Consider the following 23,207-nt stretch of genomic DNA (forward strand, 5'->3'; position numbering starts at 1 on the left):
AAAGGCGGTACCGGATTACTCCGATACCGCCTGCGACCTGCTTCAAGAGCTGGTCGGGACGACAGGATTTGAACCTGCGACCCCTTGACCCCCAGGAGTGAGGGTTAAGGTTATTTTCTGGACATAACAGACTTAATCCGGTCGCAAGTTGTGCGTGAAAGCATGCATCGTGCACCACCGCGCGTAGCGTGTGGTCCCCAACTGGTCCCCAGGATCACCGTCCTGACGACGAAGCATGCTCTGGCATCTCTGGTCCCTGCAGGGTGGGCGGATTGACCGGCGGGCTGTCAGTGCCTACGCATAGCCTGTGGACATGTCCTCGACTCGCGATGAGCTTCGCCACGTCATGCTCGGTTCCCTCTTCACACCTGAGGTTCCCCTGGGACCAGCCCGGGACATACTCCTTGCCTGCCACGTCTCGGCAACAGGCAAGGGCAAGCTTCACGGAAGCCCCGAGTGCCGGGCGTCGCGGGCCAGACGGGACTTTGCGGACACGCCCTAGTAACCGCCGTCGGCCAGACCTTGGTTACCGTGGGGTGCACTGCGGCCAGGTCGTCGAGCAGCAGCTTCCCGCCGGTTGTGTCGGACACCGACGCGGCGGTGACGAGGACGGCGACAACCATGCCGAGGGTGTCCGTACGGCGGGAAGTCGTGCGGCCGGTTCTCCCACGGGATGCCGGTGCGGTTGACGTACAGGATGGCGTTGACGATCTCGCGCAGATCGTGCACCTGGGCCGCCGTGCCAGGACCCGTTCGCCCGGCCCGCCAGACGGCAAAGACTGGCTCGATCAAAGCCCAGCGGACAGCGGACACATCACCGCGGTACGGACGACGCTCACTCACACACCTGGCAACGAGCACTAACACCATCGGTCACATAATCACTCTGGACTACCTGCTATGCAGCCCCCTTAGCGGCGGCGGGTTGAGTCCCAGTGGTTGGCTTGGGCTTGTGGCATCCCAATAGCGGTTGCGGGCAAGGATTGGCTTCTTGCGGGGGATAGGGTCGTGCCGATGCCGTGGGCACAAGGACGGAGGCGGTCATGGGGGTGTCGCCGTACGCGACCGGCGGCGGAGGGACTGTGCTGGAACACCGTTACGCGGCTGTTCTCCTTTCCGCGCTGCTGACGAAGAGCCCACTGGACGAGCTCGGTGATGCCTTGCTCGAGCCGGTGGAGATCCGTCTTCAGACGAGGGATCTGAGCCACGTGGACGACGTCATGGTCATCGGGCGCCGTCGCGGCGGGACAGAGGAATTCACGGCGTGCATCGGGGTCCGGCGTAACCCCACCTTCATTCCCTCGGACGACGCGACGGTCAAGCTCGTCGGCAACTACCTCGTAGAGATCACGGAACACTGGGGAGAGATCGAGTCCGGGCACCGCAAACTCGTGCTGGCCGCCGCCGAACGGAGCATCCACGCTTCTCAGGTCGCGTCCCTCACCCGACTTGCGGACGGGAAGAGTCCGGACGGCTTCAGGCACGAGGCTGCCCGGTCCGGACCCACGAACACCGGACTGCGCGACCGCCTTGCTATGTTCGACCAGGTCGTTGCCGAAGCAGCCACTCGAGGCCGTCTGGATACCCGGGCCGTTGACGCAGCCGAGCTGTCCTGGCGGTTGCTGTCGAAGCTGCGGGTCAAGCACTTGCGCCTGGAAGACGGCGACATGCAGGATCGCGTCCACGCTGTCGACCGCCTGCGCCGTGAGGCGTTCGAGGACTCCCCGGAGGCGGCGGAGGCCGTCTTCGCAGGCATCGAGCAGCGGGTTGGCGACTGGGCCCCCAGCGGTGCGTGGATTACCGAGAGCATGCTGCGCCGCGAGCTCGCCCCGCGGCTCAAACAGCGCTTCTCCGCCATCACGCCAGAACAGCGGCAGCTTGTCGAGCCGGACGCAGTGACGCGCGGTCCCATGGCCTACCTGGGACTGGAACAGGACTTCGAGCAGGCCCGGAAACTGGAGACGACGCATCCTGCCGAGGCAGCCGCGCGGTACGAGGGGCTGGCGCAGGCCCTGGATGACGCGGGCTGGCCGTCATTCGCTCTGTCCATGCGCCGAAGGCAGGCGCGCGTTCTGCACCAGGCGGGTGATCACGACGGCGGCACATCGACCGACGTGTCCGTCATGGCCGCAGCTCTCGAAGCAGGCGAGCCGTGGCTGGCGAACTCCGTCATCCACCGGCTGTCCGAAGAACAGACCCACGCCTCCGACCACCTGATCCGCTCGGCAAACGCACTGGGAGACCTGGCGGCCTTCGAGCACTACCACGACGTCGCACTAGCAGACATCACCACCAGCATCGACGCCCTGCAGCCTGAATGCCCTCATGCCGTCCTGGCAGGAGCCTGGTTCGCCGAGCATGCTGTCGCCCAAGGGCGGCTGGAACTCGTCCAGGACCGGATCGACACTTTGCGAGCTCTCGCCGACGGCGCGGCCGAGAGCGACACGGTGCTCCGGGCGCGCCTGTACGCCTGTCTGGCGGACACCGACCGAGCAGGGACGGCATGGAAGAAACTCACGGCATCGTCGTACCTGCCGTCGATCACCGCGCTCCTGCGCGCTCGCCACGCCCGCTTCCTGGCCGAGGCCGGCCAGGGCCAGCAGGCACTCGAACGGTACGAGGAGGCCGTCGAGCGCGCCGTCCGCTGCAGGAACCACCTCGACGCCGCGACGTGGCTCGAGGCACAAAGCCTGGTCCGGATCCGCTACCACCTCCAGACCGACGAGATCGACCCGTTTCCGACGACCACGGTCCTGCGGGCAGCAGGTCAGGGAAGCGTGCTGGGTATCCCGACAGCGGTCCGCGAGCGGACTCTCGGGCGCCTCTCGAACCGAGCCCACTCCGCAGAATGCCGCCAGGCTCTGACACAGTACCTGCGCCATAGCGTGGCATCGGCGAACTGGTCAGCCGAACGCGAAGCCCACGAACTGTTCGGACGCCTGCACCTCGATCACGACCTCGTGAGCCAGGCAGCCAGCCACTTCACCGCAGCTGGCAACGGCAAGCTACTCAAGCAACTGAGCAAGCACCTCCCGGAGGAACAGCTCCACCTGCCCGTACCCCCGCACTGGCCGGACCTGCCCCGGTGGAAACGCAAGAGCATGTTCACCAACGCCCACACCATGACCGACCTGATACCCGACACGCAGGCCCGTGCGTGGACGGACCTGGCCCTGGAGGAAGTCTCCGGTCTCGAGACGACCCACCCTGACCTGCCGTACGTTCACGAAGCCGCTGCAGGACTGCTCGCCGAGGCAGCCCCCGCCTTCACACATGAACAAGCCCGCCAGTTCCTCGACCTCACCGAGCAGTGGCACGCGACGGGGACGACAGCCGACCCCAGGGTAGGAGGCCCCTACGCCCGGACTTTGCTCGCCATTGCCCTGCACCATACGGGCCCGGAACGAGCTGAAGCCATCGACCGGGCATGCCAGGCGATGCTCGCCGACTACACGATGTCGCAGATCGTCCTCGGCGCAGGAAGCGTCCTCAAGCTGCTGCCCAGCGTCGTCGTCGAACGCTGCACCACCAGCGCAAGCCGCGGATCAGTGGAAGCGGCACTCGCGCTCGTCCTGGCCGGAACCCCGGCCGACGCGGCCCGCCCCCTTGCACAGTCGCTGCTCGACGGAGCCCTCACACGGCCGGGCGCCGACCCGCTGCCCGCGGCGGCAACACTGCCCCGAACAGCACTACTGGCGCACCACCTGCTGACGTCAGCAGATTGCGACGCTCTCGCCGATGCGCTGGAAACCCAGATACGAGACCACACGAACACCGCACACATCCGCCAGGACGCCCTGCAGGGACTCAGGCTTCTGGCCCCGAGGCTCACCCTGAGGCGCCGCTCCCATTTCCTGACAATTGCCATGGACGCCGTCAGTGGGCGGCTGGACGGCAGCGGCGGAGACGACGACAACGCCATCCACCCCTACGAGCGGTTTCGCTTCGACCGAGGCCCGAGCACCTTGCGATACGCAGGCCTCAGCGCGGCATGCAGCCTCGCCCACACACCAGCCCAGCAGGGCGACGTCAGGACCGCAGCCTTGCCCCTGCTGGCCCACCACGACAAGGGCACTGACCGGTTCATTGCCCGCGATCTCGCCACGCTGCCCCACGAAGACCTCATTCCCCTGATCCCGAGCCTGTCAGGACACACCTCGCCCTGGGCCCGCGCTTTGGCCGCGCGTTTGTGGTGCCATGCTGGCCTGACGGATCTGGCCTCACTCGGCCAACAGTTCGCCAACGACCCCGCCCTCCCGGTCCGACGCACTCTGGCCCGATTCCTTCCCGACACAGCGCCGTACTCCGCCATTCGGGCCGCCCTCCGGAAGGACTGCCGTCGCACCGTACGCATGGAGTTTCTGGAGGCACTCAGGCCGCGCGACTACTGCGGGCCATGAACACCGGACCCGAGGTTCCACAGCAGGGTTGTCGACCTGCTGGAACGCTACGAATACCTCTCTGAAACACCGGCCGGTTAGCTGGCGATTCGACAGCCGCATCGCGGGATGCCCCCAGCCATGTACATCCCCGCCAGGCCTCTCATCCCACCATGTCCCGCGCACTCCGGAACCGCGTCTTCTCCAGCCCTGACTCGGCCACTCACCTTCCGTGTCAAGTCTGAGCGTGTCCCCTTCTCAATCCTTGGAGCCACCAGGAAGCCGGCCGCCGCGCCCTCGTCGAGCAGACCGACCACGCCGAATGGGTCGACCAGCACAACAACACTGATTGGCGGAGAGGTGCCGAGGGGAGACGACCGAGCCCCCTCGAAACAGGATCTCAAGAGGGCTGGGGGAGGGAGGTGACAGGGCAGCTTGTCCAGCAGGACGAAGGAATTGTCTCGATGCCCGGAGAAGCGCTGAGTGCACTCTGTTCAGTGAGTTTCGGAGATCCACCGGCTCATCGGAGCACGGTCGGGTCTATGCACTAAGAATTTTGATCAACCGCCCAAACTCCAGGTCACGTGCCGCGAGGTCGGCGACGTCAATCTCTGCCACTCGGCGAGGTATCTCTCCTCGCGGGACCCGCCTCGCCTCTGCGGGCGAGGCGAAGCCGAGCCACTTCTCGATCCAGGGGTCGACGATGATGGTCTCAATGTTCTGCCCCGGAAGCGGGTCCAGGTGAGGGATCGCGGTGAGGTGGCCGTCCGAGTCAGCGATGGCCAGAACATCTCCACCACGTGCTTGCGCTGCGGCCTGTGCAATGTGCGACATCCCCATCACTCCGCGCGCGACAATAACGTGCAGATCGCGCGTCGGGGTACCGCTCCGGCGGAGGTTCTCGGCGATCCCGCGAATGATGGATGCATCCGTCCCCCCTTCCACGATGACAGTCAACGGCATGCCTGGAGACGGAGCCACGTCGACAGCAGGAACTACCTCATAGGGAATAAAAACCTCGCCCTTCTCGGCGGCTTGGCGGAGCTTGAAGCCGAACACCTCGGCGAATCCGACTCGCACGGCCAGTTCGATATCGGCGCGGTCGAAGAGTATGACGTTCAGGTTTTTGCCGACGCGGAGAGCATCAACAGCGTCCCGGCTGTAGCCCGACATCGAGATGAAGGCTCCGATGGTTCCGACCAGCTTGCCATCCACCTTCCCCTTAAACTGATAGATGGCCGAGGCGGGCACTTCACCCTTGAGCCACTTAGCCTCGAGGAGGTACGCCTTGTGTCCGTGAACGAAGGAGCCGTCGACCTCCTCGCCATCTGGCCGGAACGCCGTCCGAGGGGCCAGGTTGCCCTGAGAGAGGAGCCTGTTCAGCCATCCCTCGAACCTCCGGCCTCGAGCCTGAGGGGTGATGCCGTCCCTCAGTGCAAGCAGGTCATCGAGTTCTTGACGCATGGTCACAGAGTTACTCCACTCAGCCTGAGGGTGACTTGACTCCGGTTAGTCCGCCGCGACACCTATTATCCCCTCTTCCGAGCGACTCGCCGCCGAATCTTGGACCATTGGGTGATGACCCAGATGAACCGCGAGTGGGCGATCAACAAGCTCAAGTCGTTCCTCGAGACAGCTTCCATCACTTATGTCCCAAGTCCTCCCCAGTCCGTTGGGTTTGCGCACTACAGACTCGACAAGCCGAGGTCCGAGATTCAGGCAACAGCCCAGATCATTGAGCAAGTTCTGGACCGAGTCCTGCCTGGTTGGCGAACTGCTGACTGGCCTGAGGGACAGAGGCAGCCCTTCTGGCGGGAACGGGAGGCTACCCATCGTGCGATCGCGCAGTTGGAAGCTGAGCAGGAGCTGATCGAGAATCTCGGAAGTGGTACCCCTCAGCTTGATGCGGCGACGCTTCACCCGTGGGTATGGGGCAGCGTCCAGGGGCTCTGGGACAGTGGCCACTTCCGAGAGGCGGTGGGGATGGCTGCCAATGCGGTCAATGCCCAGGCTCAGGCGAAGCTGGGCCGGAGGGTTCTTTCGGAGGCGAAGCTCCTGGGGGACGCCTTCTCCACCAAGCCGCCGTCTGATGGGCACCCGCGACTCCGCCTGGGCACCGACGACGGCAGCGACACGTTCAGAAGCCGTCATGAAGGTGCGGGCAGCTTTGCCCGCGGTGTGTGCTCGGCGATCCGCAACCCCATCGCTCACGAACTTGATCACGAGCTGGACGAGAATCAGGCGCTCGAACAGCTGGCCGCCTTCAGTATCCTGGCGCGATGGGTGCAGTCGTTGACGTTGCCGCCCGTGAGCGTGAACGCGAGAGGCCGGCCCCGGCCGTCGCAGGCAAGGTGGATCTTCGTGCTCAGCCCGCCGCGGGACCGGCCGAGGGCCTCACCGGTCCAGGGCCCCTTTTCGGGCTCCGGCGGCGTGCTGGTGGGCCCGCACGATCGTCGAGTCGACGCATACGACCGACCAGTCGACCTCGCCGATCGCATCCAAGTGCTGCTGGACGTGTGCCAGGAGCCGGTCCCAGGTTCCATCCGCCGACCAGCGGCAGAAGCGTTCGTAGACGGTCTTCCACGGCCCGTACCGCTCGGGCAGATCCCGCCAGGCCGCACCCGTGGACAGCTTCCACGGGATCCCGTTGAGGACCTGCCGCCGATCCCGCCCCGGACGGCCCATCCGGGGCGGAGCCAGCAGCGGCCCGATCACTTCCCAGGCCTGATCGGTCAGTTCATGACGTCGGACCACGAACGGAGTAACGACCGATCGACATTGCGGACACGCCTTAGAGGTCGTTTTCCTCTGTTTTAGACGCTTACCGATGGATTCTCGGGATGTCGGGTTGCGGTGCAGATGAGGTCAGCAAGGTGGTTGGTGTCTGAGGGGTGGGTGGGGTTAAGGGTGGGGCGGATGGTGACCTGTTTCTGTCTCATCCCAGGATGCCCGGCCTTCGCGGCCACGTGCTTTTGCCCGCCGTGGTTGCGCGCCTGGGCGCACTCGACCCGCGACGGTACGCCGGAAACATGGCGAAGCGACGTCCGTATCCGAGTGATCTGTCCGATGCCCGCTGGGAGTTGATCGAGCCGGTCCTGGCCGCATGGCGGTTCGAGCGCCGCGGCAGGGCTCTGGACTTCGGCCGCCCGCCCGAGCACGACCTGCGCGACATCATGGACGCGATCTTGTACATCAACCGCACCGGGGCCCAGTGGCGCTACCTCCCGCACGACTTCCCCCACTGGAACACCGTCTACGGCTACTTCGCCAAATGGGCCGACGAAGGCGTGTTCGCCCAGCTCAACGGGCTGCTCCGGCAGCTTCTGCGGGAGAAGGAGGGCAGAGACGCCGAGCCGACGGCCTGCGTGATCGACGCCCAGAGCGTCAAGACCTCCACCAGCGTCCCCGCTGCCAGCCAGGGCGTCGACGCGGCCAAGAAGATCGTAGGCAGGAAGCGGAACATCGTCACAGACACGCTCGGCCTCCTCCTCGCAGTACTCGTGACCGCGGCGAGCGTGCAGGACTCCGTTGCGGGCACCGGGCTGCTCGACCAGGTCGCCGCCGACCACCCCGGCATCCGCAAGGTGTGGGTCGACGGAGGCTACCGCCAGCACCTCGTCGAGCACGCCGCGACCCTCGGCATCGACATGCAGATCACCGCCCGCAAGCCCGGAACCAGGGGTTTCGCCCCGATCCCGAAACGGTGGGCGGTCGAGCGGACCTACGGCTGGATCATGCTCCACCGCCGCCTGGCCCGCGACTACGAAACCCTTCCCACCCGCTCCGAAGCCGTCATCCACATCGCCATGACCGACCTTATGAGCCGCCGCCTCACCGGAGAGAACACCGTCTCCTGGCGCGACCCCAAAAAGGCCACTAAACACACCATCCCGGGATGAAACATCGGACGAAAACGACCTCTAAGAGATCATGAGAGTGACCGGGTTCCGCCAGACAGTACGGTGTCGTGCGAGCTGGGCTGCCATCATCGACACGGGACTGTTGGCCACCCACGGCACGTGGCTGGAGTCCGCCGGGACGAGCGTGAGCAGCTCAATCGTCCCGCTGCGCCATCCTGATCGCAGGGGCGATAATGACCTGGGAAAGTAGATGCCAACCGAACTCGTCTTCGCGGTCGAGTGCTGCCGAGTCAAGATCCGCCAAGCCCTCGTGGATCTTGCGAATCGAGTGGTGCTCCTTTTTGCACACGGCCTCCAGGAGGCGCAGGGTCTGCATCTTGAACGGCATACATGTCGTCCCCGCCTGAAGACTGAGATGCTCCACCCGCATGAGTGATGCGATTCTGACGATGAGGGACAGCAGCTGCTGACACTCGGGAACGGACGCCGCGTCGGCTTCACCGGTCAGTGCCAGGAGCTCAGCGCGGCACTCGGGCACCCCGGAGGCGACGGCCAGCCCCACACGCAGCCCCACATTGTGCAGCACCTTAGCGATCACTTGCGGGTGCAGCGACCGCTCCACCGTGTACTCGTGGATATCCCGAAGGCGTTCCATCGCGTCGCCCCATCGATGCTGGTACGCCAGGGCCTCGATGAGGAACCCTGTCAGTTCGAGGCGTTGCGGACCACGAAGAGCCTCGTCTTCAAGCAGCGTTCGGCAGCGCTGTTCGACTTCTTCGTCCGTCATGCGCCCGGTAGTCAGGGCTTCATTGACCTGACTGATCTCGCGCTGAATGCTCAAGAGCCGAGTAGTCGGCATTCGTTGGCGCAGCGACTCTAGATCGTCTGCGAGGGCTTGCACCTCTGGCTCCATGACCCCACGGCCGGTGTGACTGCGGAGCACCGTCAGACAGTTGACCACGGCCATAGACACGTCCTCGGGCCGGTAGTCGGCCAGTTGGACGGCGATATCTCGGGCGCGGATGAGATGAGGCAGCCACACTGACGACGCTTCACCCAAGTTTCTCAGTACGTCGGCGAGCTGGGAACGGGTCTTGAGTTCCAGCACAGGCGCGGGCTCCTTGCGGGCCAGCAGGTACTCCAGCTCGTTCTCGAATGCCTCCCGGGCGTCGTCTAGCTTCCCCCGCAGTACGTAGGCACCGGCCAGGTTGCCCCACATGACCGCCAGCGTGTCCGTAGCGATGCCGAGTCGGCTGGCATGACCGGCGAGACTCTGTACGTGCGGCAAGATCGCGAGGAGGTGAGCGTCGTCATTCGCCTCGATGAATGCTGTCAGCCAGCCCTGAGCGTGGTAGGCAGCCCGGCTCAGAATCTCGGGCACGTCGGTACGGTCCTCTGACAACATACGAATGACATGCTGCACGATCTCGTTGATGTTGATCGTATCGTCAATGCCCTCGCAGTGTGCGGTGGACCATTCTTGTTGAGGCAGCGTGCACAGCGGTTCATCGCGTTGAGCTAGCGACTCGGCGCGCAGCGCGCGATACATCTCGTGAGCGGTGAAGAGAACCTTGGCTCGCGGACCGAAGACCGCAGGATGGCGAAGACCTGACCGGGCAGCGTCGTCACTGGACATCAGAGTGGAGAAGTAGAGCAGCCAGACCGGAATCTGCCGGGACGCGAAATAGGCCGCCGGGAAGAGCGCATGCGCTGCACCCTGGGACGCCGGCTGCAGCTCCTGCTTGTCCATCAGACGTCGCAGAGCCAAGCGGATTGCCCCGACCAACGTTTCGGGGTACCCGTAGGGAATGGCACCTCGGTCGCCCAGGGCCAGATCGCGAATCTGCTCAAGGTAGCGGCCTGCCTCGTTGAGCCCGAACTCGCAGCCGGCGAGATGGCCGCAGGCGAGCTCCATCGCCAGCGGCCAGCACTCGAGCTGTTTCGCCAAAGCCGTGGCAACTCGCTCGCTGGCGGAATCCCAGTCGTCCCCGTGGTGCAGGCGCATCCGGATCAGCTCCGTGGCCTGGCGAAGAGTCATGCTCCGCACCAGTACCTTGGCGCGCTGGGTTGCCCAACTGACTTGGTTAGTCGAAGTGATGAGGGCATGACCACGCCCGCTTGTCGGAACCCAAGGGTCCACGAGACGGCGGTCAACGACATTGTCGACGACCATGAGCCAGGGGCGTGCTGAGGAGCTGAGTAGGGCTCGTACCTGGTCACGGAGCCGACCACTATCCGGATCAGGGCCTGCGTCTGTGCGACGGAGTAGCCAGTCATGAATATTCTGGAAGGAGGTGCGCAGGGAAGCACTGCTCTCACCGTTCACCCAGAAAATGTGATCGTACGAGTCAGCATGGTCGTAGGCGTAGTCCGCGGCGGCACTCGTCTTGCCGATGCCGGAGGGGCCAAGCAGCGCACAGGTGCGCACCTCGCGCTCCCGCCCTCCACTCGTCAGTGCCGTACGAATACTGTCGATGAGATCCGGTCGGGGGATGTCTGGTGGGGCTGGCATCGCCCCCACCATGACTCCCCAGTCGAAGTAGCCGAGTTCATAGGCAAGATTCCGTCCCGGGGTCAGGATTTCCTCACGGAAATCCGCCAGTGTGAATTCCCCGTTGAATTCACCCGAAGCACGACGATGAATCTCGAAGGCCAGATAGTTCGTGAGACGGCCAGCCGACTCATGACCAAGACCGCTGCGGTGCTCGTTGCGAAGTCGTCGCATGCGCTCTCGGAGCTGGTCACGCAGCTGGTAACGCTGCCTGGAATCCACCGAGACTCTTGCGCGACGTATCTGGGTCAGCTCGCCATCACTCACGTCTGCCGCTTCGTCACGCCAGCGGCTGCGCGCCATCAGCTGACGCAGGTTCTCGCGGAGCTCGTGTAGATCACCCATGCCAAAGATCCGATTCAGCTGGCGCACTTTGGGGTGCGGTCGCATATTCGTGATCAGCCGGTACGACTCGGCCCATGGTCGCGCGCGGATCATCCGAAGCAGAATTCCGAAGGCGTCGGGAGCCGACATCTCCGTGCCTGACCCGCCGGACTTCACTTGTGCTGCATGCACGCTACGGCGGTTGTGGTCGACGAGTTCGAAGTCGATTGCGTCAGGGTCCGTCGAGTCTTGAGTCGGATCGATCGACGGCTCGATTAGGGCCGCAGCGACGCGGGGAATGTGGTCTTCCGCTGCATCAAGAAGCGCTTCCAGCGTCACAAGGTATTGGTACTGAAATCCATCCGATGCCGCCTGTCCTCCGCGTTCCGCCACCCGGTGCCCCTCCGTCCGTAGAAAGGTGACCCAACCTACCGGTCACCTCTGACATCGGTCTCGAGGTGTGAGGCGGACTTTGCTCCGCCGGGGTGCTCGGGAAGAGGATCCGACCCCCGCGAGGGTTCAGGACGTCCAAGCTCTTGCTGCGTCGGTGAGCATTTTCCGTAGCGACCCAGTGGCGTCGCCGTTGAGTTCAGTAGGCAGACAATCCCCTCACCTGTGGTTCTCTCCGGATGGAAAATCCGGACATGACTCCGATGACGCACCACGTGAACGACAGCTGATCAAATTTACCGGAAGCCCCTTCGGTAGGAAGGCTCGATCTCAGTGAGGGCGGTGGTCCGGCCGTGGATGTGCGTTCATGGGCTCGATCGCACAGGCACCGCCGAAGGGGCGCGGTTTCGATGGGAAGCGTGCAGGCGTCCGCATACCGGAAGACCACCTGGTCAGTGAGCGCCGTGAGTTCCGGCCCGGGCTCACGCGAGGCCGATGTCGTGGTCGCTACCCAGATTCCTGGCACACGGGCGCCAGCGACCCGGGCAATGCGCAGGACGGGCCGTTCAGTTCTGCAGCCGACGTCCAGCACGTGCCAACCGGGTGCGGCGACCAGCCGCTCGCCCACGAGATCGGTGAGCCGGTCGGCGGCTTGGCAAAGCAAGCGGTCGTCCGCGGCGCTGTCCCAGTAGCCGACGTGCATGTTCCCGTCGAGGGCCACGCCATCCACGATCACAGTCTCGGTCTGCTCGTCAGCGAGCCGAGCGGAGTAGTAGGCACCGGCGAGGGTGCCGCGTCGATGCCGGTCCTGTTCCTGGGTCAGTACTCACGGCTTGCCCTCGGCCGCAGGCATGGGAAGCGCCGGACCGGTAGCCTCAGGGTCTCCCGGGGAGGCCTGAGACCACAGTTCACCGCTGATCTCGGCGACGGGCATGTCGTTCCCGGGCACAGCAGGTACAAGCCGAGTGCTGACGAACTCTCCCTCCTGGGGGACGGGGAGCCCAAGCTGACGGGCAATGTTTTGGTGTGCACGGTAGTCGCCCAGGATGATGATCCCCTCGTGCCTAAGTACTGAGCGGGACCCAAATGTTCCGCGGAGTCGCTTCATGTAGTCCTGCTGCTGAGCCAGGGTGTGGAGCACATTGCGTCCGATCCGGCGCTGCTGGCAGCGCCGGAACAGCTCGTTGAGCCGAGCCTGACTGGACGGCTGCTGAAGGATCGCCTCACGGTCGTCGGCGGGTATGTGCAGCAGGGCGTTCTCCGGGAGGTCCGCGTTGTGCCAGAGCCAGACGACCTTGTCTCGGTGTTCAGCCTTGAGCGTCGACTTCAGGTCCCGGTTCATGCTGGCATTGAGCCATTCCTCCCTGATCCGCAGCAGGCCGACACTCCAATGGCTCTTGTAGTCGTCCGCCCAGACCAACAGGCACAAGTGTCCGTGCACTTCGGGTGGAATCATCCAGGCACCGAACTGCTGCGAATACTTGCAGTCCACTTCCACCCCGGCGATCCGGTAGTCCATTTCGGCTCCGTCCCGGAACCCGAACTCACGCTGGATGGCGATCTCGACCAGGGTCCCGAAATGCACCTTTTCCGTCTTGAAAAGGGTCCTCCAGTCGTAGCGGCCGGTCCGGGGGCCGTCGAGCACCTGGTCGATGGCGTCCCGCAGGACACGCCCCATACGAGCACCGCTCGGGTCCAGAGCCAGCACGGCACGGGCGACCGCGTCGAGTTCCCCGTCGTCCGTCCGCGTGTCCATGAGCCTGGCCAGGACCTCCTCAGCATGGGCCGGCCGGTTCCTGGGGTCGGCGGCGAGGAGGTCTGTGACGAGCTCGCGGAACTCGGGCGGGAAGCTGGAAGGCAGCTCCGGGTGAGCGGGCCGTACTCCGTGCGCCCAGGCGTCGCGCAGGGCGCGGGCGTCGGGCGCGGCACCGGTGGTCATCTCGTAGAGCAGGCAGCCGAGGGAGTACAGGTCGCTGCGATGATCACCCACCGGACCGGAGACTTGCTGGAACGAGCGATGATCGGACAGCTGGCCGGACGAATCGAGGAACCTGTTCAGGTACTCACCGCTGTCGTTGTCCGGCCGACCATGAATACTCAGACCTGGATCGGCGACGACCACCCGCCCGTCGCGGCGCATCACCAGAGCCGCCGGGCTGAGATCCAGATGGGGCAGATCGTTCAGGTGAAGTTCGGCGAGTGCCTCGGTGATCTGTCCGCCGATCGCCCTGACCGTCTCCAGGGGCAGGCCCTCAGGGGCGCGCTTCAGCCATTCCCCGAAGCCCACTCCGTCGACCGGGTCCATCACCATGTACGGACGGCCGTCGTGGAACCCGTAGCCGCCGACCCGCACTAGCCCTTGAGTGTCGATTGCGGCCAGTCGGTTCGCATCGGCGAGGAACCTGTTTCTTCTGGAGCCATCCGTCAGGGACACGTGGAAGAGCTTGAGAATCACCGCTCGGTCCAGTTGCTCGTCCGTCGCGTGCCAGATGTCGAATGTCGGTCCGACGTCGCGTCGCTCGTCCAGCCGGTAACGTCCGTCGACGAGGGAGCTCGGGCTACCGGCAAGCATGTCCGGGCCGCCGCCCAGCCTCCGTACCGTCTTCTCGGTCACCACTGCCAGGGGTTCTCCGTGGGGGCGGCCTCGCCCTCTCTCGGCGTTCCCGGCCGGCACCACCAGGGGCAACTCTCCGGGCCGGGAACCGGCGAAGTGCTGGATGACGGCACCGACGCGCGCGGCCGCCGAACGGGGCAGGGTGCGGAGCAGCACCTCACGCACCCCTGGCCGGAAGGCGTAGTGGCCCGCCGCGGCCGGTCTGCCGGGGACCGTCGTGAGCAGGCCGCTGAGGATCACTTCGGCCAAGTGCTGTGGCTCCGGTCGTGCTTCCGTGGCAGCGTGGACCAGCCGCATCACGGGAAGGCTCGGTTCCCCCACCGCCAGGTGGGCAGCGAGCCGGAGTGCCTGCGGCGAGGCGTGGGCGCGGAAGCCGAGGACCAGTTCCTCCGGGGAGAGGGCGTGGGGGACGGACCGTCCGGCTTCCGGAGAGACGGCCGACGGGTCGGCGGGCAGCGTGGCGACCACCCCTGGTATTTCAGTACCGGGTGGCCCCGCCACCAGTGCCGCCCAGTGCGCGAACCAGCGGGCGGAGGGTTCCAGCACGGGCAGCAGCAGCCCGGCGGGGCTTCCCCCGGACGGGTCGAACGGCTTGAACCGCACGGTCGAGTTGGGGGCGGCTTGTCCGCGCGCCGTCAGCAGACCTGCGGAACTGGGGAGGGCGGTACGCCGCCAGAGCCGTTCCGGAAGCGGCTGGACGACCGCCACCGGCATGGAGCGCCCCCAGCGGCTCAGGGTCCGGTACCACTCCGCGGAGGCCTCGCTGCCGGGGTACCACTGAGGACCGCCGCAGTCGCTGAGGATGAGAGCGGCGGACCGGCCGTCGCGCGGGGGTGAACCGGCCGGTCGCCCGCCGGGCGACCGGCGCAGCCGGCCGTTCTCGGTCAGCTCCAGGAGCTGGATTCCCCGGAACGCGCCTGTCTGGCCGATGACGTGGTGCAGCTCCCGGAGCAGCGGGCGCCAGATGGGCATCGTCGGCCCCGTGTCGTACACGAGGTAGAGGGTGAGCCAGCGCTCAGGCCTTGCCCGGAGTACTGGCAGCCAGAAACCGGGGAACGCCCCCTGGCGAGCGATCCGGTACGCCGTGCTCCGCTCGTCCAGCTCCATGTCCAGACGCGAGGGCACCCTGCGTCGGAGTGGGCGCAGGGCCCGCTGGAGCTGGAGCCGGTCCCCCAGCATGGGCGGCAGCGGGGCCAGCAACGACGCGTGCGAGCCGATGTCCACCGGCTCGGTGTCGAGCCGCTGCGACAGCGGCAGACCAGGACGGCCCGGCATGCGTGGCGGCTCCGGACCGCTGCCGGGACCAGCGGTTCCCACCGCGTCGGCAGGTGCGGAGGAGGATTCTTCATCGGCCAGCTGCCCAGACCCTGCCTGCGTGGCCTGCGCGGGCATGCTGCTGTGGCTCGCCAGCCAGATCAGCTCGGCGAGCTCGGTCGAGGACGCGCCGAGCCCACCCGCCCGGTCGAGGACGTCGAGAAGGCGCTTCAGCTCGGACGGGGGCGTGGACGGGGACGACGGCTGAGCCGGATCAGAAGTCATGGAACTCCGCTGCGGGGCCGAGATGGGTCATGAGGCCGGCGGCCAGCGCCTCGCGGGAGCCGGCCTCCAGACCCGGGACCTTGGAGAGGTAGATGGCGTTGAGCAACTGATCGGTGGCCAGCTCACCAGTGCTGCCTCGCTCAAGGAATGTCGCGATGATCCGTTTCATCTCATCGTCCAGCTCACCGAGATGCGCCCGTACGATCAACTCCAAATGGTCCGGCTCGGGCCGGCGGAGGTGCAGTGGCACGCACCGGCGCAGGAAGGCGGGCGGGAACTCCCGCTCACCATTGCTGGTCAGCACGATGAACGGGAACGCGCGGCAGCGCACACGCCCCCGCTCGACGGCGACAGGGTCCTCGCTGTCCGAGACCGTCAGCCGCGCCGTGGGAGTGTGGCGGGCGGTCCGGACCAGCTCGGGGATCTCGTACTGCCCCTCCTCAAGTACGTTGAGCAAGTCGTTCGGCAGATCGAGGTCGCTCTTGTCGATCTCATCGATGAGCAGCACACGGGGCAGCTTGTAGGGAAGCAGCGCAGTCCCCAGGGGCCCGAGCCGCAGATGGTCCTCGATGGCGTCGCCCGAGGAGTCCCCACTGTCGGCCTCTTCCGGCCGGCCGCGCCGCACGCCCTTGCTGGCGGCGTAGAGGCGGGCCATCGGGTCGTACTGGTACAGCCCGTCCTGGAGGGTGCTCCGGCTGGTGATGTTCCAGCGCAGTACGGGTCCGAGCTTCAGCTCCCTGGCCACCGCATAGGGCAGAGAGGACTTACCGCTACCGGGCGGGCCGGTGATCAGCAGTGGCCTGCGCAGGACCAGGGCGGCGTTCACCAGCTCAACGCTTTCCGCGGTGGCCTGGTAGGTACTCGCCCGGTGTTTGCGGTCGGGGGACGCGAAGTCGTCGTCCTGCGGCGGAAGGGGCAGCACGGGTCCGCCGTCGAAGGCCCGCCAGGGCGGCGGATCGGGCAGACGGGACACACCGTCGTGCGGCTCTTCCGAAGCGGTGTACACGGGCCACGCGGACATGGGGTTCTCCAGATCGCTCAGCTGACCGGGGACTGCGAATAGACAGGGGCTTCCGGGAACCACCGCGGATCCTCCCAAACGAGGGAAAGACCGGCGGCCCAGTGCGGTTTGGTCTCCTCGTCCGTATACGCCTCGCACCGCAGCTCACGGACATGGCGGGGGAGGTCCCCCGGGGGCAGCGACGCCATGCGCTCGTCCAAGGCGTCGAGAAACCGAGTACCGGCGCAGGAGTCTTCACCCGTGCCGTCACTGTTGTGCCGGCCGGAGCAGCCTGGTCTCGGCCAGACGATGATCGGCACAGCCGCGTTCAGACCCGCCTGCAGCAGCCCGCGCGCCCGATCGGTTTCGGGGGGTGTCCCGTACCCCACGGCGGTCTCCAGCCCTCTGAGCCGGACGGTGAGCTTGGCGGGGTCCTGGGGGCTGCCGCACTCGACCCGGTGCCAGTCGGTGCCGGATCGACGGTCGAGAGTCCGCCAGACCTTCTCCAGTTTGAACTGGAGCATGGACTGCCGTCGCCGGCCGAGATCCATCACCACTACGGGCGACGAGCAGCCCAGCGGAGTCGGGTCGTCCGCACTGGTCCGCCATTCGTCGACGGGCTCACCGAGCCAGTCCCTGGGCAGCGCGAAGGCTATGAGCTCGTCCCCGCTGCGGTCGATCTGCCGGAAGGCGTGGTCGAGGCGGTCCGTCACGTACTCCTCCACGTGCCGTCTGGCGAGGGTGTCAGTGGCCACGAGCCACGTGCGGCCGTCACGGATCGCGTAGACGGAGACGAGGTAAGCGTCACGGTCGGCGCCGCTGCGTTCGATCTCGACAAGGATCGGGGACCACTTCGTGCCTCCGTCCGGTACCAGGTGGGCCGTCGGCTTCTGCGGTGCCGGTCCCGGTCGATGGTCCGCCGCCCATGTGTACAGTGCGCGCCGGACGGCGCCGTCCTGGGTTCGGTCCGCGAGGTACCCGGCGAAGTCCGCCCAGGGTGCGGTGCCAGGGGCGGGGCTGACCTCTGTCAGCAGGAACCAGGCCACGTCCCACAAGGACAGAAAGCCGTCGGCGGGCGCAAGTGTGAGCGAAGATCCCATGACGCTCCCGTACACGATCTCCGGGGCGCAGTCGACCACGCATCTCTGGACAAGGTCACGCAGCCCGGCCACCGCCTCGGAGCTGTGCCCGGGCACGGGCACCAGTCCTGCCGCCCCTGGCCAGTGCCGGACGAGGGCCCAGGAGGGGAGCATCCTTCCGCCCCCTCCTTCCGCGTACCTGGCGGTCACCATGCCCACCACCTCGCCGGTGTCCTCCCACATGACCGCCGCGCCGCTGAACCCCTCGTCCAGGGGTTGACCATGGCCCGTCCACGCCTCCAGCTGAAGCCACTCCCCCGCGATCCGCTGATCGCTGGCGCTCCGGAATTCGCCGAGGATCCCTTCGTCGTAGCCACGGGGAAAGCCGTACGCGGTCAGCTTGGCCGCCAGACGCGTGTACTGCGCGTCGAGGGCGGCGAATCTGGCAGGCGCCACACGCACCGGCCGGTCGAGCTCCAGAACAGCGACATCGCCGCGAAGGTGATCCGCACCGGGCCATTCGCCTCCGATGACCACGGTCGCTTCGAGCGGGCCAAGGTCCGGATACTGGGCGAACCTCACCTCGACGCGCTCCGCACCAGCTACGACGTGTGCACAGGTCATCACATGCCGGTCGGTCAGCAGGAACCCGGAGCCGACACCATTGGCCAGGACCCGCACCTGCCAGGACTGCGAACCCATCAGCTGACCGGAGTTACCCCATCGGCACCCGGCGTCCAGCTGAGTTTCACCACGAGGTGTCCTTCCATGGAGGTCTTCGCAATGACCGCCCCGGCCTCGGCAGTGAGCTTGACGCCGAACTCGATCTCCACTGCGTCGGGCTTGAGCTGCCCGTCACGAAAGACACGAAGCGCCGACTCGGCCGCCGTGTGGATGCTCTCCAGCGCACCGTTGAAGGTCTGCCCCGCCTGCCGCAGCACACCGTCTCCACGGGACACGGGCCGGGCACCGGGCCTGTCGTCATCCACGGCAACCACGACCGAAGCACCGCTGTCCGTCTTAAATTCGACAAATTCTTCCATATGTCCCCCCACGCCCGGCCTCGAAAAAGCAACGTCATCCTAAGACACCAGCCGCTGGACCCCGCCCGGCCCGCCCCAGCCAGCCGCTGGTCCGGTATCCCCCAGATGGGCCAGCAAAAGCCTCTGACTTGGCGCTCTTCCCAGCTCACTGTTCTTGACCACTCCCCCGAGGGCACATCGGCGGGAGGCCATAGCGGCGGCCATGACTACCGGCGCTTCGGGGGTGTACGCGACGTTGCCGGCGAAGGCCCTGCGATCGGTGGACTCGGGGACCGGGCGCACCGGTCCCCGAGTCCAAGGAGCCTCCCTGCAGCCGTGCGGTGACCGCGGCATTGCATTCCCGGGCCGCCCCGGGTCCTCTGCCCCCGGCACCCGGTAACGCAAAGACGTCCGGGCCCGGAATTCGCTGCAACCCCGTGCTCCGGGCAGCCTCTGGCCCGCACCTGTCTTGAACCACATGACTCACATCTGGAGTACGCGGCGGACCCTGCACTTCCACCCGGCCACTGCCGCATCACAGAACCATGATCCGGACCATACGCGGGCCAAGATCCGGCCGGTTGCGGTCGGAATGAGCATTCCTGCTGGCCAGAGGGTTGGATCCATTTACCACAAGCAGACCAAAATCTGCTGAGCGTCCGCGGGACCCTTGGCGCCCATGCAAGGGAAAACCGCTGGTCACTACCTCTCCGACAGGCGTGGTGGTCGCGCGTGGTCGCACGCTGAGGATGCCAGGGCTTCCTCCGCCCCCTGGAGGCGATCACCATGCGTACCAGCACCGGCCGAGGCCGCGTCTACCGTCGTTGTGGCTGCCGGGACACCCAGTGTCACCAAGTAGGTGCCCGCTGCCCTCATCTACTCGCCGACAGCACCCACGGGACCTGGGGCTTCGCCGTAGACATCCCCAACCCAAGCCACCGTCGGACGACGGTGCGCCGGGGCGGCTTCACCAGCCAGGACTCGGCCGAAGAGGCCCTGCGGCGGTTCCTCGAGGGTGAAGCCGGCGGATTCGACGCGGACCCGAACCAGACCGTCGCCACCTACCTGAACGCATGGCTTGCAGCGAAGGCGCTCGTGCTGAAGCCGACAACGATGGCCCGGTACCGCGACTACGTCCGCAATGATCTCGTCCCCGCGTTCAGCTCGACCAGCTCGCACACCGCCACATCTCGGCCTTCGTCACCGGCCAGCTCGCCGCCGGCCGCGGCCGCACCACCCTCTACCGGTGCATGGCCACCCTCTCCAGCGCCCTCGGCGACGCCGTCCGCCAGCACCGCCTCTCTCACAACGCGGCCTGTCCCCCGGTCCTGCGCCGGCCGCCGTCGCCGGAGCGGCAGATTTGGACGGCGCAAGAGGCTGCCCGCTTCCTCACCTACTGCCATCGGGCCGACCCGGAGATGGCCGACCTGTTCGAAGTGCTCATCGGCACCGGCATACGCAAGGGCGAGGCCCTCGGTCTGCACTGGAACGACGTCCACCTCGACCAGGGCATGCTCTACATCCGCCGCACGCTCTCCGCCATCGACAACAATCGCCTCGTCATCACCACGCCGAAGACCCGATCGAGCAGAGGCTGGATCGCCATCTCACCCCGCGTCGCCACCGCCCTCCGCCGCCGCGCACGATCCGCTCCAAGTCTCCGCGGCGACCCCAACGAGCCGTTCGCGGGGCTGGTCTTCTGCCGGCCCGACGGCCGCCCGCTCGGGCCGCACCTGGTGCTCGACCGCCTCCACCGACTGTCCGAGGAAGCTGGCGTCCCCCGGGTCACGGTCCACGACCTGCGGCACCTCGCCGCCACCATCACCATCACCGCCGGCGTTCCCCTCACCGTGGTCTCCAAGACGCTGCGGCACTCCACCCTGTCGACGGCCGCGAACCTCTACAGCCACCTCACCCAACAAGCCGCGCACCAGGCCGTCGACACCATCGACCACGTCCTCAGCGGCGCCCAGCAGACGACTGTCCGTACGGACCAGCCTGCGTGGCTGCGACCACCACGCGACCACCTCCACCGCCTCCGCGAAGCCCTCAATCGGCTCCACGCCCACGCCCGATCCGCCACCAGCACCCTGGCGAACCGGCCCCGGACGGGCGTGCGACCACACTGCGACCACCACGGCCCTCAGACGCATGAAAGGCCGCCCTCTCATGGATGAGAGAACGACCTCCGACCTGCGAAAACACAAGTCGGGACGACAGGATTTGAACCTGCGACCCCTTGACCCCCAGTCAAGTGCGCTACCAAGCTGCGCCACGTCCCGTTGCCCGTCTGACCTGGGGTTTCCCCCTGTGCCGAACGCGCATGAGAACAATACCGCACTCCGAGGCGTGGTCACGAACGGCTTTCGGGTCGTGGCGGAGCGGGAGGGGGGTGTCACCGTGCGTGGCGGCGCGGGGTCAGGGGGTGGGTGGGGTGGCCAGGTCGGGGTGGGCGGTGAGGAGGGAGCGGGGGGCGGCCTGGCGCCAGGAGTCCAGGAGGATCGCGTACAGCTCGGTGTCGTCGTCCAGGGCGGCCAGGCGGACCCGCAGCCAGGCGTAGTTGTCGTCGTGGCCGGGGCGGAGGAAGAACTTCTCCGGCTCGGCGGCGATCAGCTCCGCCCGCTCGTCCCTGGGGCACTTCACCCCCATCGTCCGGTCGTCGTCGTCCAGGGAGGCGAAGATCCGGCCGCGGTCCGCGAGCCGGAAGGTCGGCATGCCCCAGGCGAGCTTCTCCAGGGCGCCGGGCAGGGAGAGCGCGATACGGCGTACGTCGTCGGCAGTGGCCATGGCACGACGGTACGGCGCGGCACCGACATCCGCGGCCGCACGTCAGAGCAGGCCGTCCTCGCGGCGGTGGATCTCTTCGACCAGCTCGCCCGCCATGGCCTTGATGTTCTCCAGCCCGACCCGCCCCCAGGGCCGGGGCTCGGTGTCGACGACGCAGACGGTGCCGAGCGCCATCCCGGTGCGGTCGATCAGCGGGGCGCCCAGATAGGAGCGGACGCCGATCTCGTCGACCACCGGGTTGCCGGCGAACCGGGGGTAGTCGCAGACGTCCTCCAGGACGAGTGCCTTGCGGCGGACCACCACATGGGGGCAGTAGCCCCGGTCGCGGGCCATGACCCGGCCCACGCCGCCGGACGAGCCCGCGGCGGCCGCGGCCGTCGCCGTCAGATCGCTGCCGCGATGGGTGTCCGCGGGGGTGTGCAGTCCGGCGAAGAACTGACGGTTCTCGTCGATGAAATTCACGATGGAGTACGGGGCGGCGAACACCCCGGCCAGCTGGCGGGCAAAGGCGTCGAAGCCCGCGTCCGGGCGGTCCCCGAGGCCGAGGGTGCGCAGTCGCCGGGTCCGTTCCGGGGCCTCGCGGTCGACGGGTGTGAGCAGCAGGCTGCTGGTCGGGTCGTAGATCACGACGTCACTCCCCGGGTCGTCGCACGGGCCGGAACGGCGGCGGTGATGAGCAGGTACTGGACCAGGGTGACCAGGGTCCCGATGCCTGAGCTGGCGATCCGGGCGTCGCACGGCACGATCGGCACATCGGGCTTGAGATCCATGGCGGCGCGCACCTCCTCGGGGTCGTAGCGGTAGGCGCCGTCGAATTCGTTGACGGCGACGGCGAAGCCGATGCCGCGGGCCTCGAAGAAGTCGACGGCGGAGAAGGAGTCCTCCAGACGGCGGGTGTCGGCGAGGACGACCGCGCCGAGGGCGCCCTCCGACAGCTCGTCCCACATGAACCAGAACCGCTCCTGGCCGGGGGTGCCGAAGAGGTAGAGCACATGGCGGTCGTCGAGGGTGATCCGGCCGAAGTCCATGGCGACGGTGGTGGTGGTCTTGGACTCGATGCCGTCGAGGTGGTCGGTGGTGACCCCGGCCTGGCTGAGCAGTTCCTCCGTGCTCAGGGGGTCGATCTCGCTGACCGCGCCCACGAAGGTGGTCTTGCCGACCCCGAAACCGCCCGCGATCAGGATCTTCAGCGCGGTGGGGAACGGATCGCGGCCGGTGGGGGGCGGGCCGCCCGGGGGCGGGTCGTAGCGGCTCGGCGGGGCGGCCTCTTCCCTTGGGCCGTCCGGTTCACAGCCGTCGTCGTAGGCCATCGAGCACTGCCTCCAGCAGAGAACGGTCGGTGGGGTGGTCGTGGTGATGCGGCGGCCGCACGGTGACCGCTCCCCCGTCGACCAGGTCGGAGACGAGGACCTTGGTGACGGCGACGGGCAGCTTCAGATGGGCCGAGAGTTCGGCGACCGTGAGCGGCCCCCGGCAGAGGGCGAGCGCCTGGAGGTGTTCGGGGCCCGGCTGGCCGGCCGGGGCGGCGCCGGTGACCAGGACCAGGCTGAGCAGGTCGAGTGCGGCCGTGGGGCGGGTCCGCCCGCCGCTGACGGTGTACGGGCGGATCAGCTTGCCCGCCGCGTCGTCGAGCAGCGGGCGGTCGAGGGGGAGCGGCACCGG

The 23,207-nt window shown here is 66.9% G+C and carries 14 protein-coding genes, 1 tRNA gene and 3 pseudogenes; 4 read left to right on the forward strand and 14 right to left on the reverse strand.

Annotated features, from left to right (window positions below; translation table 11 throughout):
• Positions 1-633: 633 nt before the first annotated feature.
• Positions 634-843 (reverse strand): annotated as a pseudogene (locus ACWDR0_RS26220) (transposase); the annotation flags it as partial.
• 239 nt (positions 844-1,082) lie between these two features.
• Between ACWDR0_RS26220 and ACWDR0_RS26225 the strand changes: the two are divergent.
• Entirely contained in the window at positions 1,083-4,400 is a 3,318-nt protein-coding gene (locus ACWDR0_RS26225) for a hypothetical protein (RefSeq protein ID WP_456354229.1), read from the forward strand.
• A gap of 519 nt (positions 4,401-4,919) precedes the next feature.
• On the opposite strand, the gene ACWDR0_RS26230 is transcribed toward ACWDR0_RS26225, so the two are convergent.
• Positions 4,920-5,843: a restriction endonuclease gene (locus ACWDR0_RS26230; protein WP_456354230.1), complete on the reverse strand. Its 924-nt coding sequence runs from the start codon at positions 5,841-5,843 to the stop codon at positions 4,920-4,922.
• Positions 5,844-5,966: 123 nt separating this feature from the next.
• Here ACWDR0_RS26230 and ACWDR0_RS26235 point away from each other — a divergent pair.
• Positions 5,967-6,605: pseudogene (locus ACWDR0_RS26235) on the forward strand (TIGR02391 family protein); the annotation flags it as partial.
• 56 nt (positions 6,606-6,661) lie between these two features.
• Here the strand turns inward: ACWDR0_RS26235 and ACWDR0_RS26240 are convergent.
• Positions 6,662-7,133, reverse strand: a pseudogene (locus ACWDR0_RS26240) (IS5 family transposase); the annotation flags it as partial.
• Positions 7,134-7,408: 275 nt separating this feature from the next.
• Here ACWDR0_RS26240 and ACWDR0_RS26245 point away from each other — a divergent pair.
• Positions 7,409-8,278: an IS5 family transposase gene (locus tag ACWDR0_RS26245; RefSeq protein ID WP_456354231.1), complete on the forward strand. Its 870-nt coding sequence runs from the start codon at positions 7,409-7,411 to the stop codon at positions 8,276-8,278.
• Positions 8,279-8,432: 154 nt separating this feature from the next.
• On the opposite strand, the gene ACWDR0_RS26250 is transcribed toward ACWDR0_RS26245, so the two are convergent.
• From ACWDR0_RS26250 to ACWDR0_RS26275, 6 genes are all read right to left on the reverse strand, one after another.
• Entirely contained in the window at positions 8,433-11,453 is a 3,021-nt protein-coding gene (locus tag ACWDR0_RS26250; protein WP_456354232.1) for an NB-ARC domain-containing protein, read from the reverse strand.
• A gap of 250 nt (positions 11,454-11,703) precedes the next feature.
• Complete coding sequence (locus ACWDR0_RS26255) at positions 11,704-12,240, reverse strand: SAM-dependent methyltransferase (RefSeq protein WP_456354233.1); 537 nt, start codon at positions 12,238-12,240, stop codon at positions 11,704-11,706.
• 90 nt (positions 12,241-12,330) lie between these two features.
• A complete protein-coding gene (locus ACWDR0_RS26260; RefSeq protein ID WP_456354234.1) occupies positions 12,331-15,657 on the reverse strand; it encodes a NaeI family type II restriction endonuclease in 3,327 nt (1,108 codons plus the stop codon).
• The gene (locus ACWDR0_RS26265; RefSeq protein ID WP_456354235.1) at positions 15,647-16,678 is read right to left on the reverse strand and encodes an AAA family ATPase; all 1,032 of its coding nucleotides are present in this window, start codon (positions 16,676-16,678) and stop codon (positions 15,647-15,649) included. Before ACWDR0_RS26265 ends, ACWDR0_RS26260 begins: the two co-directional genes overlap by 11 nt.
• Positions 16,679-16,695: 17 nt before the next feature.
• Positions 16,696-18,438 (reverse strand): VMAP-C domain-containing protein, encoded by a 1,743-nt coding sequence (locus tag ACWDR0_RS26270; RefSeq protein WP_456354236.1) that lies wholly within the window; start codon positions 18,436-18,438, stop codon positions 16,696-16,698.
• Positions 18,438-18,779 (reverse strand): CU044_2847 family protein, encoded by a 342-nt coding sequence (locus ACWDR0_RS26275; RefSeq protein WP_456354237.1) that lies wholly within the window; start codon positions 18,777-18,779, stop codon positions 18,438-18,440. Before ACWDR0_RS26275 ends, ACWDR0_RS26270 begins: the two co-directional genes overlap by 1 nt.
• 1,229 nt (positions 18,780-20,008) lie before the next feature.
• On the opposite strand from ACWDR0_RS26275, the gene ACWDR0_RS26280 reads away from it, so the two are divergent.
• Positions 20,009-20,935: a tyrosine-type recombinase/integrase gene (locus ACWDR0_RS26280; protein WP_456354238.1), complete on the forward strand. Its 927-nt coding sequence runs from the start codon at positions 20,009-20,011 to the stop codon at positions 20,933-20,935.
• Positions 20,936-20,966: 31 nt separating this feature from the next.
• On the opposite strand, the gene ACWDR0_RS26285 is transcribed toward ACWDR0_RS26280, so the two are convergent.
• The 5 genes from ACWDR0_RS26285 to ACWDR0_RS26305 form a co-directional block, all read right to left on the reverse strand.
• Positions 20,967-21,040 (reverse strand) — tRNA-Pro (locus tag ACWDR0_RS26285).
• 136 nt (positions 21,041-21,176) lie between these two features.
• A complete protein-coding gene (locus ACWDR0_RS26290) occupies positions 21,177-21,545 on the reverse strand; it encodes an MmcQ/YjbR family DNA-binding protein (RefSeq protein ID WP_456354239.1) in 369 nt (122 codons plus the stop codon).
• Between the two features lie 42 nt (positions 21,546-21,587).
• A complete protein-coding gene (locus tag ACWDR0_RS26295; RefSeq protein WP_456354240.1) occupies positions 21,588-22,172 on the reverse strand; it encodes a GAF domain-containing protein in 585 nt (194 codons plus the stop codon).
• Complete coding sequence (locus ACWDR0_RS26300) at positions 22,169-22,855, reverse strand: GTP-binding protein (protein ID WP_456354241.1); 687 nt, start codon at positions 22,853-22,855, stop codon at positions 22,169-22,171. Before ACWDR0_RS26300 ends, ACWDR0_RS26295 begins: the two co-directional genes overlap by 4 nt.
• Complete coding sequence (locus ACWDR0_RS26305; RefSeq protein WP_456354242.1) at positions 22,833-23,204, reverse strand: DUF742 domain-containing protein; 372 nt, start codon at positions 23,202-23,204, stop codon at positions 22,833-22,835. The genes ACWDR0_RS26300 and ACWDR0_RS26305 overlap by 23 nt, the downstream gene beginning before the upstream one ends.
• Positions 23,205-23,207: the final 3 nt, after the last annotated feature.

This window comes from Streptomyces sp. NPDC003691 (genome assembly GCF_053981115.1).